This is a genomic window from Arthrobacter sp. AL05, assembly GCF_029960715.1.
Classification (GTDB): Bacteria; Actinomycetota; Actinomycetes; order Actinomycetales; family Micrococcaceae; genus Arthrobacter.
Genome location: NZ_JASBRC010000027.1, coordinates 1 through 15049 on the forward strand (window position 1 = coordinate 1; position 15049 = coordinate 15049).

The 15049-nt window shown below is 63.5% G+C and carries 11 protein-coding genes; 10 read left to right on the forward strand and 1 reads right to left on the reverse strand.

Going from position 1 to position 15049, the window contains the following annotated elements; translation table 11 throughout:
• The first annotated feature begins 1251 nt into the window (after window positions 1–1251).
• On the forward strand, window positions 1252–2160 hold the full coding sequence (gene pucL / locus QK287_RS17635) for a factor-independent urate hydroxylase (RefSeq protein ID WP_282361004.1): 909 nt from the start codon (window positions 1252–1254) through the stop codon (window positions 2158–2160).
• 147 nt (window positions 2161–2307) lie between these two features.
• On the forward strand, window positions 2308–3816 hold the full coding sequence (locus tag QK287_RS17640; protein WP_282361005.1) for a nucleobase:cation symporter-2 family protein: 1509 nt from the start codon (window positions 2308–2310) through the stop codon (window positions 3814–3816).
• A gap of 61 nt (window positions 3817–3877) precedes the next feature.
• On the opposite strand, the gene QK287_RS17645 is transcribed toward QK287_RS17640, so the two are convergent.
• A complete protein-coding gene (locus QK287_RS17645; RefSeq protein WP_226776516.1) occupies window positions 3878–4633 on the reverse strand; it encodes an IclR family transcriptional regulator in 756 nt (251 codons plus the stop codon).
• A 209-nt stretch (window positions 4634–4842) separates the two neighbouring features.
• On the opposite strand from QK287_RS17645, the gene QK287_RS17650 reads away from it, so the two are divergent.
• The 8 genes from QK287_RS17650 (at window position 4843) to QK287_RS17685 (ending at window position 14987) form a co-directional block, all read left to right on the forward strand.
• A complete protein-coding gene (locus tag QK287_RS17650) occupies window positions 4843–6252 on the forward strand; it encodes an NAD-dependent malic enzyme (protein ID WP_282361006.1) in 1410 nt (469 codons plus the stop codon).
• Between the two features lie 27 nt (window positions 6253–6279).
• Window positions 6280–7878: a malate synthase A gene (gene aceB, locus QK287_RS17655; RefSeq protein WP_282361007.1), complete on the forward strand. Its 1599-nt coding sequence runs from the start codon at window positions 6280–6282 to the stop codon at window positions 7876–7878.
• A 3-nt stretch (window positions 7879–7881) separates the two neighbouring features.
• Entirely contained in the window at window positions 7882–9153 is a 1272-nt protein-coding gene (locus QK287_RS17660) for an aldolase (RefSeq protein ID WP_282361008.1), read from the forward strand.
• A gap of 15 nt (window positions 9154–9168) precedes the next feature.
• A complete protein-coding gene (locus QK287_RS17665; protein ID WP_226776512.1) occupies window positions 9169–9981 on the forward strand; it encodes a bifunctional allantoicase/(S)-ureidoglycine aminohydrolase in 813 nt (270 codons plus the stop codon).
• Between the two features lie 196 nt (window positions 9982–10177).
• Window positions 10178–10978 carry a TIM barrel protein gene (locus QK287_RS17670; protein ID WP_282361009.1) on the forward strand — a complete coding sequence of 267 codons (801 nt, stop codon included), beginning with the start codon at window positions 10178–10180 and terminating at the stop codon, window positions 10976–10978.
• Between the two features lie 39 nt (window positions 10979–11017).
• On the forward strand, window positions 11018–11896 hold the full coding sequence (locus QK287_RS17675; protein WP_226776510.1) for a 2-hydroxy-3-oxopropionate reductase: 879 nt from the start codon (window positions 11018–11020) through the stop codon (window positions 11894–11896).
• A gap of 55 nt (window positions 11897–11951) precedes the next feature.
• Window positions 11952–13730: a glyoxylate carboligase gene (gene gcl / locus QK287_RS17680; RefSeq protein WP_226776509.1), complete on the forward strand. Its 1779-nt coding sequence runs from the start codon at window positions 11952–11954 to the stop codon at window positions 13728–13730.
• 60 nt (window positions 13731–13790) lie between these two features.
• Complete coding sequence (locus QK287_RS17685; protein WP_226776508.1) at window positions 13791–14987, forward strand: glycerate kinase; 1197 nt, start codon at window positions 13791–13793, stop codon at window positions 14985–14987.
• Window positions 14988–15049 lie beyond the last annotated feature (62 nt).

A 15049-nucleotide genomic window follows, 5' to 3' on the forward strand; every position in this document is an offset into this window, starting at 1 on the left:
CGCGGCGAAGTAGACGCCCAAGCACCCGCCCAGGCAATCGAAAAATACCGCCTGCTGGATGTCACGGCCGGGACTACGGGAGGGGCCGGCGGGGATTCCTGAGGGTCCGCCACCGCGCGTTCCTTCGCCGTGGCCGCGTATATCGCCGAGCCGACAGCGCGCCCGTTCGTGGACATTACCTCCACGGCCGGGCGCACGGGACTGCGGGACGCGCCTGCTCGACTGTGAACCGTCGCGAAGCTGGTACCCGCGGTCCGGGACGGACTTGCACCAGCTTCCTTGAAAGAGCTGGCTTGGAGAAATTGGTTTTAGACAACGTTGCCGCACACCACGGCAATAGCCAGTTCATCAGTGTCGCTTGTGCTCGGAGATGCCCGCCAGGGTCCGTCGCCGCGGGAAGTTAAAGAAGCGTCCGGATGGTCCGCTGATTGTGGCGGAAGATGCGCCGCGGCGGGGTCCGGGGCCCTCGGCGCGGGGTGATGGCAACACGCGTTGACCCACCCTGGCCACGCCGCGGGACCGCGGGATTGTGGCGCTTGACGTGGATCCGGTACCTGATTCCAGCCCTGGGATTTATGCGGAGTTGCCGTGGGCCGCGGGTTTCAACCCAAGCCTGACGTGTCCGATCCGGCTGATGCGCGATCGCCGTCGCGCTTTAAGCAGCCCAACAACCGGCGCTTCGGCGGTGTTCGTAACCCGGCAGGGGAGCCCCGTCACCTGCCGGCGAGCAGCGATTTGTGCAGCCACCGTGAGAATGGGCCCCGAACGTTCACCGTCTCTGCGCGCGGAGCGAAGTCAGGATCCGTACCGCCGCCGGCAGGAAAATAGAAGTCAGGAGCTGGCGCTGCTGACCCTGCTGAAGATTCCGACTGTGCGGGCACGTGCCCCTCATCATGCGACATAACGACCTCATTTCCATCTAATGAAATTACTTTTTTACTGTATGAAAAAGCATACGGACGTGGGATCGGTCGGTCAAGGGGCTCGGTGGGTGCGCGGAACCGGCGCGGTGCGGAAAAGTTTCTTCTGGATTGTGATGTACAACACGGTCTGTGTCCCTTAGTGTTGAAGTACTTCGTGGCGGACGTCACGTAACCTGGGAGCAGCAGGCAGGGTTGTAATGAGCTGACATCGTAGCGATGTCGGCTCATTTTTTGTTTGGGTCGACAGCAAACCATTGGACGCAATAGAAAATGCGCCCGTTTTCAGTGTGGATTATTTCTTTCACATAACGGAAGTTTGGAGCAGACCATGAGCAGCAACATCATCCTTGGCGAAAATCAGTTCGGCAAGGCGGAAGTCCGCGTCGTCAAGATCACGCGGGATTCGGACCGGCACGAAATTGAGGATCTCAACGTCTCCTCACAGCTCCGCGGCGATTTTTCCGCTGCGCATCTGGCGGGGGACAACGCCCACGTTGTGCCAACCGACACCCAGAAGAACACGGTGTACGCGTTCGCCCGCGAAGGCATCGGCTCGCCCGAGGCTTTGCTGCTTCGGTTGGGTAATCACTTCACCTCCAGCTTCGACTGGGTCTCCGGCGGACGCTGGGAAGCCGAGGCCTACAGTTGGGACCGCATCCAGTCCCACGGCACCTCCCACGACCATTCATTCGTGCGCAACGGACAGGAAATCCGCACCGTCGTACTCATCCGTGACGGTGACACCAACCACCTCATTTCCGGGCTCCGGGACCTCACCGTCCTCAAAACCACCCAGTCAGGCTTCGTCGGCTACCCCAAGGACAGGTACACGACGCTGCCGGAGACCACGGACCGGATCCTGGCTACGGATGTGGCCGCGCGCTGGCGCTTCAAGACCGGGACGGACTTCAGCAGCTTCGATTTCAACAAGAGCTATGAAGATGTCAAGGGCCTGCTTCTTGAAGGGTTCACCGAGAACTACTCGCACGCCCTGCAACAGACACTCTTCGACATGGGCAAGAAGGTCCTGGAGGCCCACGCGGAGATCGACGAGATCAAATTCTCCATGCCGAACAAGCACCACTTCCTGGTGGACCTCTCACCCTTCGGCCTTGACAACCCCAATGAGGTCTTCTTCGCCGCAGACCGGCCGTACGGCCTGATCGAGGCCACCATCCAGCGCGAGGAGTCCACTCCGGCGGCCATTGCATGGTCGGGAATCGCCGGCTTCTGCTGAGTTGAAGAACATGGCGGTGGCGCGGGTACTCCGTACCTGCGCCACCGCACCACCGACGTACCTGCAGCATCCAGTTAGCCAGACACCAGTTAGCCAGACACCAGTTAGCCAGACGACGACGTCTGCCATGAACCAAGAAGGTCTGCCATGAACCTAAAAAATGCCAAGAACTCCGCCAAGGCGAGCGGCGGCCGCACGTCTTCGGCCCGCCCCGAAGACGAACGGCTTTCCATCGGAAGCAGCTTCGCCTACGGCTTCCAACACGTCCTGACGATGTACGGCGGAATCATTGCCGTGCCGCTGATTGTGGGTCAGGCAGCGGGACTGTCGCCCGCAGACGTTGGAATCCTCATTGCCGCAGCGCTCTTTATGGGCGGCCTTGCCACACTTCTGCAGACCCTCGGGTTGCCGTTCTTCGGTTCGCAGCTGCCGCTGGTGCAGGGTGTGTCGTTTGCCAGCGTCGCCACCATGGTCGCAGTCGTTACGGGCGGTGGCGGCCTGCCGGCAGTTTTCGGTGCTGTCATCGTCTCTGCCGCCATCGGCCTGCTCATTGCCCCGGTCTTCTCCAAGATCGTCCGGTTCTTCCCGCCCGTGGTCACCGGAACCGTCATCACCACCATTGGGTTGACGCTGATGCCCGTCGCCGCCAACTGGGCCATGGGTGGAAACAGGAAAGCCGACAATTACGGCAGTATGGCCAACATCGGGCTGGCCGCGGTGACGCTTGCCCTGGTCCTGATTCTCAGCAAGGTCGGCAGTGCCACCATTTCCCGGCTCTCCATCCTGCTGGCAATTGTGATTGGTACCGTGGTTGCGGTTGTCACCGGCATGGCCGACTTTTCGAAGGTGGGTAGTGGGCCGATCGTTGCCTTTCCCACGCCCTTCCACTTCGGTGCCCCGACCTTCGAAGTCGCCGCGATCATTTCGATGGTGATCGTGGTCCTGGTCATCCTGACCGAGACCATGGCCGACATTCTGGCCGTCGGGGAAATCGTCGGCACCAAAACCGATTCCAAACGGATCGCTGCCGGCCTGCGCGCCGATATGGTCTCCAGCATGGTGGCGCCGGTCTTTGGCTCCTTCACCCAGAGTGCGTTTGCCCAGAATGTGGGCCTGGTAGCCGTCACAAAGATCAAGAGCCGCTACGTTGTCGCGGCAGGCGGCGTTATCCTGGTCCTTCTTGGCCTGCTGCCGGTGATGGGCCGGGTTGTTGCTGCGGTCCCGACGGCAGTCCTTGGCGGAGCCGGGATTGTACTTTTCGGAACGGTCGCCGCGAGCGGCATCAGGACTCTGGCAAAGGTGGAGTACCGCAATAACATGAACCTGATCATCGTGGCGGCATCGATCGGCTTCGGCATGATTCCGATTGCCGCTCCCACCTTCTACGACAAGTTTCCGTCCTGGTTCGGCACCATCTTCCACTCCGGCATCAGCTCCGCCGCCGTGATGGCCATCGCACTGAACCTGCTCTTCAACCACCTGAAGGCAGGAAACTCGGAGAACCAGTCGGTCTTCGTCGCCGGAACAGGGCGGGTCATCCGCGAGGAAGACCTCAAGTGCCTGGCCGACGGTGACCGCTACGAAAACGGCAAGCTGATTGACTGCGACGGCAAGGAAGTGCCGCTGGAGTCTACCGGCGGCCCGGCCGGACACTGACCCCCAACGCCCGCGGTTGGCACTGTCTTCGCGACGGCCGCGAAGACAGTGCCAACAAGGCCTACTGGTGGTTCAGCTCAGCTGAAATTGCCAGTGCGGCTTCACGCAGCAAGGGCACAGCACGTTCCGCGAAGGACTGGTCCACCCGCGACACCGGACCGGACACCGAAATGGCTGCCGGGGTGGGTGAATCAGGAACCGCCATAGCGAAGCAACGAACGCCAATTTCCTGTTCTTCCTCATCGATGGAGTAGCCACGTTCACGGATCAGCTTCAGCTCAAGGAGCAGGCTCTCCACGTCGCCAATGCTTTTCGGCGTGGCAACGGGCATCCCGCTGCGGTGGACAATCCCGCGGACGGTTTCGTCGTCGAGCTGGGCCAGGATTGCCTTGCCGACGCCGGTGGCATGGGTATGGGCACGGCGGCCCACCTCGGTGAACATCCGCATGGAGTGCAGGGACGGCACCTGTGCCACGTAGATGACCATGTCCGAATCGAGTACCGCCATGTTGGCTGTCTCGCCCAGTCGGTCCACGAGGGACTTCAGTTGTGGCCGGGCGACGGCGCCCAGCTGCTGGTTCGCCGCTTCGCCGAGCCGGATCAGTCGGGGCCCCAATGCGTAGCGGCGGTTGGGCAGCTGCCTGATGTAACCCAGCGTTACGAGCGTGCGCAGCAGGCGGTGAATCGTCGGGAGCGGCAATTCGGTCGAGGACGAGAGCTCGCTCAACGTGACATTTCCGCCGGCGTCGGTAATGAGTTCCAAGAGTTCGAAGACGCGCTCAACGGACTGCACGCCTCCGGGGGCTTTTTCGGCCATAACAATGGTCTCCTGCTGGATCGGTCCGGCACGTTATATCCACATCGTGAAAATAATTGCTTGAAATCCCTAAGATACAGCACCGCGCTGAGGCTCACCACAACACCGCAGGGTTGTATTTCCACTCAGTAGATAATAATATCCATAATACGAAACTTTTTCATTTAGCACAGCAGCCCATCCCCGGGCCCGAACTGGAGGAACATTCAATGGCGAACCCGAGCCCCGGAAATTCGATCACCCTTCGCGTGGACGCGCCGTCCAGCTTCACCGCCACGAGCGAACTCGCGGCCGCTGTCGGCGCTGCCGGTGCCGCAATTACCGCGCTGGACGTCACCGAGTCCCACCACGAGACGCTCGTGGTCGATGTCACCTGCAACACCACCGACGACGAGCACGCCGGCCGCGTCAAAGACGCGCTGAACGCTCTCGCGGGCGTTACGGTCCGCAACGTCTCGGACCGTACCTTCCTAATGCACCTCGGCGGCAAGCTCGAGGTGGTGCCCAAGGTGGCCCTCCGCAACCGCGACGATCTCTCCCGTGCCTACACGCCGGGAGTGGCGCGCGTTTGTATGGCGATCGCCGAGAACCCCGACGCCGCCCGGAACCTCACAGTCAAGCGCAACACAATCGCCGTCGTGACCGACGGGTCCGCCGTCTTGGGCCTGGGCAACATTGGCCCCGCGGCTGCCCTGCCCGTAATGGAAGGCAAGGCGGCGCTGTTCAAGCAGTTCGCCAATGTCGACGCCTGGCCGGTGTGCCTGGACACCCAGGACACCGAGGAAATCATCATGATCGTCAAGGCCCTAGCCCCCGTCTACGGTGGTGTGAACCTTGAAGACATCGCCGCACCGCGCTGCTTCGAGATCGAGAACCGCCTCCGCGAAGAGCTTGACATCCCTGTCTTCCACGACGATCAGCACGGCACCGCCATTGTCACCCTGGCTGCCCTGGTCAACGCGCTGCGGGTGGTGGACAAAAAGCTCGCCGACGTGCGGATCGTCGTCTCGGGGGTTGGTGCCGCCGGTTCGGCCATTATCCAGCTGCTCAAGGCCCAGGGTGCCCGGCACATCATCGCCGCCGGACGCTCCGGTGCCATCCACTCCGGCCAGGACTACGACGACGAACACCGCAGCTGGATCGCGGCGAACACCAACGAGGAAGGCTTCTCCGGGACACTGCATGAGGCGATTAAGGGCGCCGACGTCTTCATCGGCGTCAGCGCCCCCAACGTGATCGGCGAGGAGCAGGTCGCTTCCATGGCGAAGGACGCGATCGTCTTCGCCATGGCCAACCCGACCCCGGAAATCGACCCGGCCGTCGCGTCCCTTCACGCGGCAGTTGTGGCCACCGGCCGCAGCGACTTCCCGAACCAGATCAACAACGTGCTGGCCTTCCCCGGCTTCTTCCGCGGCCTCCTGGACGCCGGAGCATCGGACATCATCCCGGAGATGCTGGTGGCCGCCGCCGAGGCAATCGCCAACCGTGTGGCCGATGACGAGCTTAACGCCAGCTACATCATTCCCAGTGTCTTTGATCCGCATGTTGCCGCCGACGTAGCGTCCGCGGTCGCCCACGCAGCCCACGCAGCACGTGCAGCTGTCTTCGCAAAAGCCTGATTCACCGTCAAGGAAAGGACCCGGACCATGGCTCTCTCAGTCACTGACCCGCACCCGATTGCACGTGCCGAAGAAATTCTGACCCCGGAGGCGTTGGCCTTTGTGGAGGAACTCCACCTTCGCTTCGCCGGTACCCGTGCCGAACTCCTCGCGGCCCGCGTGGTTAGGCGCGAGCAGGTAGCCCGGACCGGCAAGCTCGACTTCCTGCCCGAGACCCGGGACGTCCGCGCGGGCGACTGGACGGTGGCCCCCGCTCCGGCCGCCCTGCAGGACCGGCGTGTGGAAATGACCGGACCCGCCACACCGGCCAAAATGGCCATCAACGCGCTGAACTCGGGCGCAAAGGTCTGGCTGGCAGATCTTGAGGATGCCAGCACACCCACCTGGGCCAACGTTATAGACGCGATCCTGAACCTGCGGGACGCCGCCGCTGGCACACTGAGCTACATCTCCCCGGAGGGAAAGGAGTACACCCTCCGGACGGATGTACCGCTCGCCGTCGTCGTCGCACGTCCGCGCGGCTGGCACATGGAGGAACGCCACCTTCTTGTTAACGGTCGGCCGGCGGTCGGCGCGCTGGTTGATTTCGGTCTGCACTTCTTCCACGTCGCCAAGCAACTCATCAGCAACGGACAGGGCCCGTACTACTATCTGCCCAAGATGGAGAGCCACCGTGAAGCGCGGCTCTGGAACGATGTGTTTGTCTTCGCCCAGGACCGGCTCGGCATCCCGCAGGGAACCGTCCGTGCCACGGTGCTGGTCGAGACGATTCCTGCTGCGTTTGAAATGGACGAGATCCTGTTCGAACTCCGCGACCACGCCTCCGGACTCAACGCCGGACGCTGGGACTACCTGTTCAGCATCATCAAGTATTTCCGCGATGCCGGCGAGGAGTTTGTTCTTCCGGACCGCGCCTCGGTGGCCATGACGGCACCGTTTATGCGCGCCTACACGGAACTGCTGGTCAAGACCTGCCACCACCGCGGCGCTTTTGCGATGGGAGGCATGGCTGCGGTGATCCCCAACCGCCGCCATCCTGAGGTTACGGAAGCCGCATTTGCCAAGGTCCGGGCTGACAAAACCCGGGAGGCCAACGATGGCTTCGACGGGTCCTGGGTGGCCCACCCAGATCTGGTGCCGACGTGCCGTGAAGTGTTCGATTCGGTCCTTGGCGACCGTCCCAACCAGCTGGACAAGCTGCGGCCAGAGGTCTCGGTCACCGCGGAACAACTCCTGGATATCGCTTCGGCCGACGGCCAGGTCACCGAGGCCGGCCTGCGCCTGAACCTCTACGTCGCCGTCGCCTACACCGCGGTCTGGATCTCCGGAAACGGTGCTGTGGCCATCCATAACCTTATGGAGGACGCCGCCACGGCGGAGATCTCCCGCTCGCAGGTCTGGCAGCAGATCCGCAACAAATCCGTCCTGGCAGATACCGGCAACACCGTCACGCGGGAACTGGTGGAGCGCATCCTGGGCGAGGAAACGGAGCGGCTCCGTTCCGAGTTCGGCGATGAGGCGTTCCGCCGCTACTACCAGCCCGCCAGCGGGCTGATCGCGGACATCTGCCTCTCCGAGGAATACACGGACTTCCTCACCACCCCCGCCTACGAACTGGTCGGCTGAAAGGTGGCACAGCACCTTTCGCTGACCAGCAGGGACCTGGCCGAGATCGAAGCGCAACTGGTGGCAACGGACCGCCTGCTGGAGCAGAACTACCCGGGCGACGACGGTTCCCGCCAACCGGTGCACACGGTCTACGTTCCCGCAGACCGGTTCACGCCGTCGTTGGCGGCCGAGTGGGGAGCCCAAGCGCTGGCGGCAGCAGAGGCCCACGGCGGCTTGGCCCGCATCGGCGAACTGCTCGGCCAGGATGCCGAACTCGCCAACTCGGTGGCCGCCCGGGTGGCACCCAAACTGGCAGCCGAGCCGATCGAGGACCTGAGGCTGGACTTCGAGGACGGCTACGGGGACCGGGGAGACGACGCTGAGGATGCTGCGGCTGTGGGTGCGGCTGCGGCCGTGGCGGCCGCGGTTGCTGCGGGCACGGCGCCGCCGTTCATTGGCATCCGCTTCAAGTGCTTTGAAGCTGCCACCCGAAACCGGGGACTTCGCACGCTGGATCTTTTCGTGGCATCACTTGCGGCCGCCGGCGAACTCCCGGAGGGCCTGATCCTGACACTGCCCAAGGTCACCACAGTGGCCCAAGTGCAGGCCATGGACTATGCCGTCTCCCGGCTTGAGGAGATCCACTCGCTGCCGCACGGGCGGCTCAGGTTTGAAGTGCAGGTGGAAACACCCCAACTCATCCTCGGTCCCGACGGGACCTCCCCGGTGGCGCAGCTGCCGCACATCGTCCCGGGCCGGATCAGTGCCCTGCACTACGGAACGTACGACTATTCCGCGTCCCTGCAGATCTCTGCCGAGTACCAGTCGATGGAACATCCCGTGGCCGACTTCGCCAAGGAGGTTATGCAGCTGGCTGTCGCCGGTACGGGCATCCGCCTCTCCGACGGCTCGACCAATATCATTCCCGTCGGAGATGGTGTTGAGAATGCCTGGGCGATCCATGGCCGGCTGGTCCGCCGTTCGTTGGAGCGGGGCTACTACCAGGGCTGGGACCTCCATCCAGCCCAGCTGCCCAGCCGTTTTTCAGCTAGCTACGCCTTCTATCGCCAAGGGCTTCCGGCCGCCGCTGCCCGGCTGCGAAACTACGTTGAACAGACCGAAGGCGGCGTGATGGACGAGCCGGCCACCGCCCGGGCACTGGCGGCTTTTGTGCTGCGCGGCGTCCAGTGCGGCGCCGTAGGTGCCGACGAAGTCCAGGCGCTTGCCGGCGTCGGAGTTCCACGGCTGACAGCACTGGCCCACCCCCGGCTGGCCACCACTTCCACCTCCTAAGTAAGGATTCACCTGATGGGCAAGTACTACACACCTGAAGGCGGCTTGCCGCCGCAGACCCACCTCACCACCGAGCGCGCGATCGTCACGGAAGCCTATACGGTCATCCCGAAGGGCGTCCTGACAGACATCGTCACCAGCAACCTGCCGGGCTTTTCGAACACCCGCTCATGGATCATCGCCCGCCCAATCTCCGGGTTCGCTACTACTTTTTCCCAGCTGATCGTGGAGATTGGCCCGGGCGGCGGCGCGCCCAAGGCGGAATTCGAGGCTGGCGTTGAAGGCGTCATCTTCGTCACCAGGGGCAAGGTTAATCTGACGCTTGACGGTGAACTGCACCAGCTCGAAGAAGGCGGTTACGCCTACATTGCTGCCGGCGCGCAGTGGGGCCTGGAGAACGTCTCGGATGAGATCGTCTCCTTCCACTGGATCCGCAAGGCCTACGAGCGGTTGGAAGGCTACGAGGCGAAATCCTTTGTCACCAGTGACCAGGAAGTCGAGCCGCGTGAAATGCCGGATGTTGACGGCGTCTGGAAGACCACACGTTTCGCGGACCCCGGCGATCTGGCCCACGATATGCACGTGAACATCGTGACGTTCAAGCCTGGCGGAGTGATCCCATTCCCGGAAACACACGTGATGGAGCACGGCCTGTACGTCCTGGAGGGCAAGGCCATGTACTTGCTCAACAATGACTGGGTAGAGGTCGAGGCGGGCGACTTTATGTGGCTGCGTGCCTTCTGCCCGCAGGCATGCTACGCCGGCGGCCCCGGCAATTTCCGCTACCTGCTCTACAAGGATGTCAACCGCCAGATCCGCCTGACCTAACCACCCGCGCGTGCGCCCCGGCCCTACTAGGCCGGGGCGTCGCGCTTTAACCGCCACCGGGGTGCTGCGCAGGTTGACGTCGCGGACAACGAAGCCTAAACTTTTCATAAAGCAGAATAAAGATTCCACAAAGCGGAATCTGGAAGATATCAAGACTACCGGTTGTTGCCGGTTCAGAGGGCTAAGGACGAATCCAATGACGTATACCGTGAACTGCTCCATCCTGCTGACGGAACTGCCGCTCCTCGAGCGGCCCGCGGCCGCCAAGGCAGCAGGGTTTGACGCCGTCGAATTCTGGTGGCCGTTTGAGACCTCCGTACCCTCGGACAGCGAGGTAGCCAAGTTTGAGAAGGCCATTTCCGACGCCGGTGTCCAGCTCTCGGGTCTGAACTTCAACGCAGGCAACATGCCGGAAGGCGACCGTGGCCTGGTGTCCTGGCCGGCCCGCTCGGCCGAGTTCCTGGACAACATCGACGTCGTCGCGGGCATCGGCGAGCGACTCGGGTGCACAGCGTTCAACGCCCTCTACGGCAACCGCACTGCGGGAGATTCCGCCGAACAGCAGGACGCCGTGGCCGCCGAGAACCTCGCGACGGCCGCCGCCGCCGTCGCGCGGATCGGTGGCACCGTCCTGCTGGAGCCGGTCAGCGGCGCACCGCGCTACCCGCTGCTCACGGCCGCCGACGCCCTGAAGGTGATCGCCAGGGTCAAGGACGAGTCCGGCGCGGAGAACATCAAGCTCCTTGCCGACTTCTACCACCTGGCCGTCAACGGGGACGACGTCGCCGCCGTGATTGAACAGCACGCCAAAGACTTCGGCCACATCCAAATCGCCGACAACCCCGGCCGCGGAGCCCCCGGAACCGGAAACCTCCCGCTCGGCGAATGGATCTCCCGGAGCCGCGAACTCGGCTACACGGGCTACATCGGCCTCGAATACAAAGAACCGGCCAAAGCCGCCTTCAACTGGGCCATCCGCCAGCCTGCTGCGCACTGACCGCGCACCGGCCACCCTACTTCAGCAAAGGAATACAACATGAGCAACGTCACAGTCATCGGTCTCGGCATCATGGGCCTTCCCATGGCCATCAACCTCGTCAAGGCAGGCCACAGCGTCACCGGCTTCAACCGCAGCCAGGACAAGATCGACACGCTGGTCTCCGAGGGCGGCCGGGGTGCAGCGAGCATCGCCGACGCTGTCAGGGACGCGGACGTCGTTATTACGATGGTTCCGGACTCACCTGACGTCGAAAGCGTCGTCTCCGGACCCGAGGGCCTGTTCGCGAACGCGAAGCAGGGCACCCTCTGGATTGATGCCAGCAGCATCCGCCCCGATGTGGCCAAGCGGCTGGCGGACGATGCCAAGGCCGCCGGTATCCGTGCCCTGGACGCCCCGGTGTCAGGCGGCGAGCAGGGCGCCATCACCGCCGCGCTTTCCATTATGGTCGGCGGCGACGCAGCAGACTTCGAAGCAGCACAGGACGTGCTCAACGCTGTGGGAAAGACCATCGTCCACGTAGGCCCGGCCGGCTCCGGGCAGACCGTTAAAGCGGCCAACCAGCTGATCGTCGCCGTCAACATCCAGGTACTGGGCGAAGCCGTAGCCTTCCTTGAGGCCTACGGCGTGGATACTGATGCCGCGCTGAAGGTCCTCGGTGGCGGCCTGGCCGGCTCCAAAGTGCTGGACCAGAAGGGCCAGAAGATGCTGGACCGCGACTTCGCGCCCGGCTTCCGCCTCGCGCTCCACCACAAGGACATGGGTATCGTCACTTCGGCCGCCCGCGAGGCCAACGTCTCGCTCCCGCTCGGCGCCCTCGCCGCTCAGCTCGTCGCAGCCACTGTCAACCAGGGCGACGGCGGCCTCGACCACTCGGGTCTGTTCAAGCAGACCCTCCAGCTCAGCGGCCGCAAGTAACACTGCCGCACCTGAGCCGGACCAGCACACCCTACAGACTTTCAAGGAGAACACCATGACGAAAATGCGCACCGTAGATGCAGCCGTCGCGATCCTGGCAAAGGAGGGCGCCATTGAGGCGTTCGGCCTGCCAGGTGCTGCGATCAACCCCTTTTACTCGGCGATGCGGGAGCACGGTGGCATCCGCCACACCCTCGCCAGGCACGTGGAAGGCGCCTCGCACATGGCCGACGGGTACTCCCGGGCCAAGGACGGGAACATCGGCATCTGCATCGGCACTTCCGGTCCCGCCGGCACCGACATGATCACCGGACTCTATGCCGCGTGGGCGGACTCCATCCCCATGCTCTGCATCACCGGGCAGGCCCCCGTTGCCAAGCTCCACAAGGAAGACTTCCAGGCCGTGGACATCGAATCCATCGCCAAACCCGTCACCAAAATGGCAATGACAGTTCTGGAGCCCGGCCAGATCCCCGGCGCCTTTCAGAAAGCCTTCCAGCTGATGCGCTCCGGCCGCCCCGGCCCGGTGCTGCTGGACCTCCCGTTCGATGTGCAGATGGCCGAGATCGAATTCGACATCGACACCTACGAGCCCCTTCCGGTGGAAAAGCCCAAAGCCAGCCGCAAGCAGTTGGACAAGGCCCTGGACATGCTCACCGCGGCGCAGCACCCCTTGATCGTCGCCGGCGGCGGCGTGATCAACGCTTCGGCTTCGGCACAGCTTGTCGAACTGGCCGAACTGCTCAACGTCCCGGTCATCCCCACCCTGATGGGCTGGGGCAGCATCCCGGACGACCACCGCCTGATGGCCGGCATGGTGGGCCTGCAGACCTCACACCGCTACGGAAACGAGACCATGCTGGCCTCTGACTTTGTGATCGGGATCGGCAACCGCTGGGCCAACCGCCACACCGGCGGACTGGACACCTACACGTCCGGCCGCAAGTTCGTGCACATCGACATCGAACCGACCCAGATCGGCCGCGTTTTCTCCCCGGACCTGGGCATTGCCTCCGACGCCGGCGCGGCATTGGACGGGCTCCTGGAGCTGGCCCGGGAGCGCAAAGCCGCCGGCACCTTGCCCGATTACAGCGACTGGGTCGGCGAATGCGTCCTGCGCAAGGGATCGCTGCAGCGCAAAACGCACTTTGAAAATGTCCCGATCAAGCCGCAGCGTGTCTACGAGGAAATGAACAAGTCCTTCGGCAAAGACACCACTTACGTAACCACGATTGGCCTCTCCCAGATCGCCGGTGCCCAGATGCTCCACGTGTTCGGGCCCCGCAAATGGATCAACGCTGGCCAGGCCGGCCCGCTGGGATGGACCGGACCTGCCGCACTCGGTGTGGTCCGCGGGAAGCCGGACGAGACAGTCGTTGCCTTGTCCGGCGACTACGATTTCCAGTTCATGATCGAAGAACTGGCCGTCGGCGCACAGTTCAACCTCCCGTACGTGCACGTGGTGGTGAACAACTCGTACTTGGGCCTGATCCGCCAGTCCCAGCGCGGCTTCAAGATGGAGCAGAACGTGTCCCTGGCGTTCGAAAACATCAACTCTCCGGAGACCAAGGGCTATGGCGTGGACCACTTGAAGGTTGCCGAAGGCCTGGGTTGCAAAGCCATCCGGGTGGAAGACCCGAGTGACCTTTCGGCAGCCTTCGACAAGGCCAAGGCGCTGATGAGCGAGTTCAACGTTCCCGTGGTGGTCGAGGTGATCCTGGAAAAGATCACCAACATCTCCATGGGCACCGAGATCAATGCGATCAACGAGTTCGAGGAGGTCGCTGCGCAGGGCGCCGACGCCCCCACGGCCATCATCGCAATGCTTGACTAACACCAGCCGTCTCCCGCGCGCCAACCCGGCGCGTCCGAATCATTGAAAGGAACCCCCGGCATGAGAGTGGTCATAGCACCGGACAAGTTCAAGGGCTCACTGACGGCCCCGGACATCGTTGCCCATCTCACGGCAGGTCTTCGCTCAGTAAAGCGGGCCGCCGGCCAGGTCCTGGACGTGGATGGCATTCCCGTGGCCGACGGCGGCGAAGGTACCCTGGATGCTGCTGTCGGCAGCGGTTTCACCCGCCGTACCGCTATCGTCAGCGGCCCGACGGGCGAGCCGCTGGAAGCCGAATTCGCCGTCCGTGGCCGCGAAGCGATTATCGAAATGGCGACGGCATCAGGACTTGCCGTGTTGCCCGGCGGCATCAGAGATGCGTTGGGATCAACCTCTCTGGGTACCGGGCAGCTGATCCGGGCAGCCTTGGACGCAGGCTGCCGCAAGATCATCCTCGGTGTTGGCGGAAGCGCCAACACCGACGGCGGCGCCGGGGTGCTGCAGGGGCTCGGTGCCCGCTTCATCGATTCTGACGGAAACGAAATTCCGGCCGGCGGGGCTGCCCTGGCCCGGCTGAAATGGATTGATTTCTCCGGGTTCGATACGCGGCTGGAGGAAACACGGTTCGTTCTGGCAAGTGATGTGGACAATCCGCTGCTTGGCCCGGATGGTGCGGCGGCGGTGTTTGGCCCGCAAAAGGGGGCGTCCAGCGAAGACGTCAGAACGCTCGACTCCGCGCTGGGACACTTCGTGGACGTGCTCAGCCATGAGCTGGGGTTCCGGGCACAAAAGGCTGCCGAGGCACCGGGCGCCGGTGCCGCCGGCGGCGTCGGGTATGCCGCAATCGCGGTCCTGGCGGCCTCCCGCCGGCCAGGCATCGATGTCGTCCTTGAATTTACCGACCTCGCCCATCGGCTGGTCGGGGCTGACCTCGTTATCACCGGCGAAGGCAGCCTGGATGAACAAAGCCTGCTCGGCAAAACCCCCATGGGAGTGGCGCGGGCAGCGGCGCTGGCCGGCGTACCGGTCATCGCCGTCTGCGGGCGCACTACATTGACGGCCGGTCAGTTGCGCGCCGCGGGATTCCAGTCCACGTTTGCCCTGACCTCGATTGAAGAGAACGTGGAAAAGTGCATCGCCGAAGCCGGGCGTCTGCTCGAAACGGTCGGCACCACCATCGGCGGCCAACTCGGTCCTGATTCACCCTGGTTCCGGCCCATGGAATCAACGCCCTCGAAGGAGTACCTCAATGCTTGAAGAACCCTATGACTTGGTTGTTCGTGGTCGGCGTGTGTTGACGACGGCGGGGATCGCGGCGC

Bases quoted from the DNA above. Each gene is read 5' to 3' on its own strand.
- QK287_RS17675 (WP_226776510.1), top strand. From the start codon at position 11,018: ATGAGCAACGTCACAGTCATCGGTCTCGGCATCATGGGCCTTCCCATG.
- QK287_RS17640 (WP_282361005.1), top strand. From the start codon at position 2,308: ATGAACCTAAAAAATGCCAAGAACTCCGCCAAGGCGAGCGGCGGCCGC.
- pucL (WP_282361004.1), top strand. From the start codon at position 1,252: ATGAGCAGCAACATCATCCTTGGCGAAAATCAGTTCGGCAAGGCGGAA.
- QK287_RS17670 (WP_282361009.1), top strand. From the start codon at position 10,178: ATGACGTATACCGTGAACTGCTCCATCCTGCTGACGGAACTGCCGCTC.
- QK287_RS17665 (WP_226776512.1), top strand. From the start codon at position 9,169: ATGGGCAAGTACTACACACCTGAAGGCGGCTTGCCGCCGCAGACCCAC.
- gcl (WP_226776509.1), top strand. From the start codon at position 11,952: ATGACGAAAATGCGCACCGTAGATGCAGCCGTCGCGATCCTGGCAAAG.
- QK287_RS17685 (WP_226776508.1), top strand. From the start codon at position 13,791: ATGAGAGTGGTCATAGCACCGGACAAGTTCAAGGGCTCACTGACGGCC.
- QK287_RS17650 (WP_282361006.1), top strand. From the start codon at position 4,843: ATGGCGAACCCGAGCCCCGGAAATTCGATCACCCTTCGCGTGGACGCG.
- aceB (WP_282361007.1), top strand. From the start codon at position 6,280: ATGGCTCTCTCAGTCACTGACCCGCACCCGATTGCACGTGCCGAAGAA.
- QK287_RS17645 (WP_226776516.1), bottom strand. From the start codon at position 4,633: ATGGCCGAAAAAGCCCCCGGAGGCGTGCAGTCCGTTGAGCGCGTCTTC.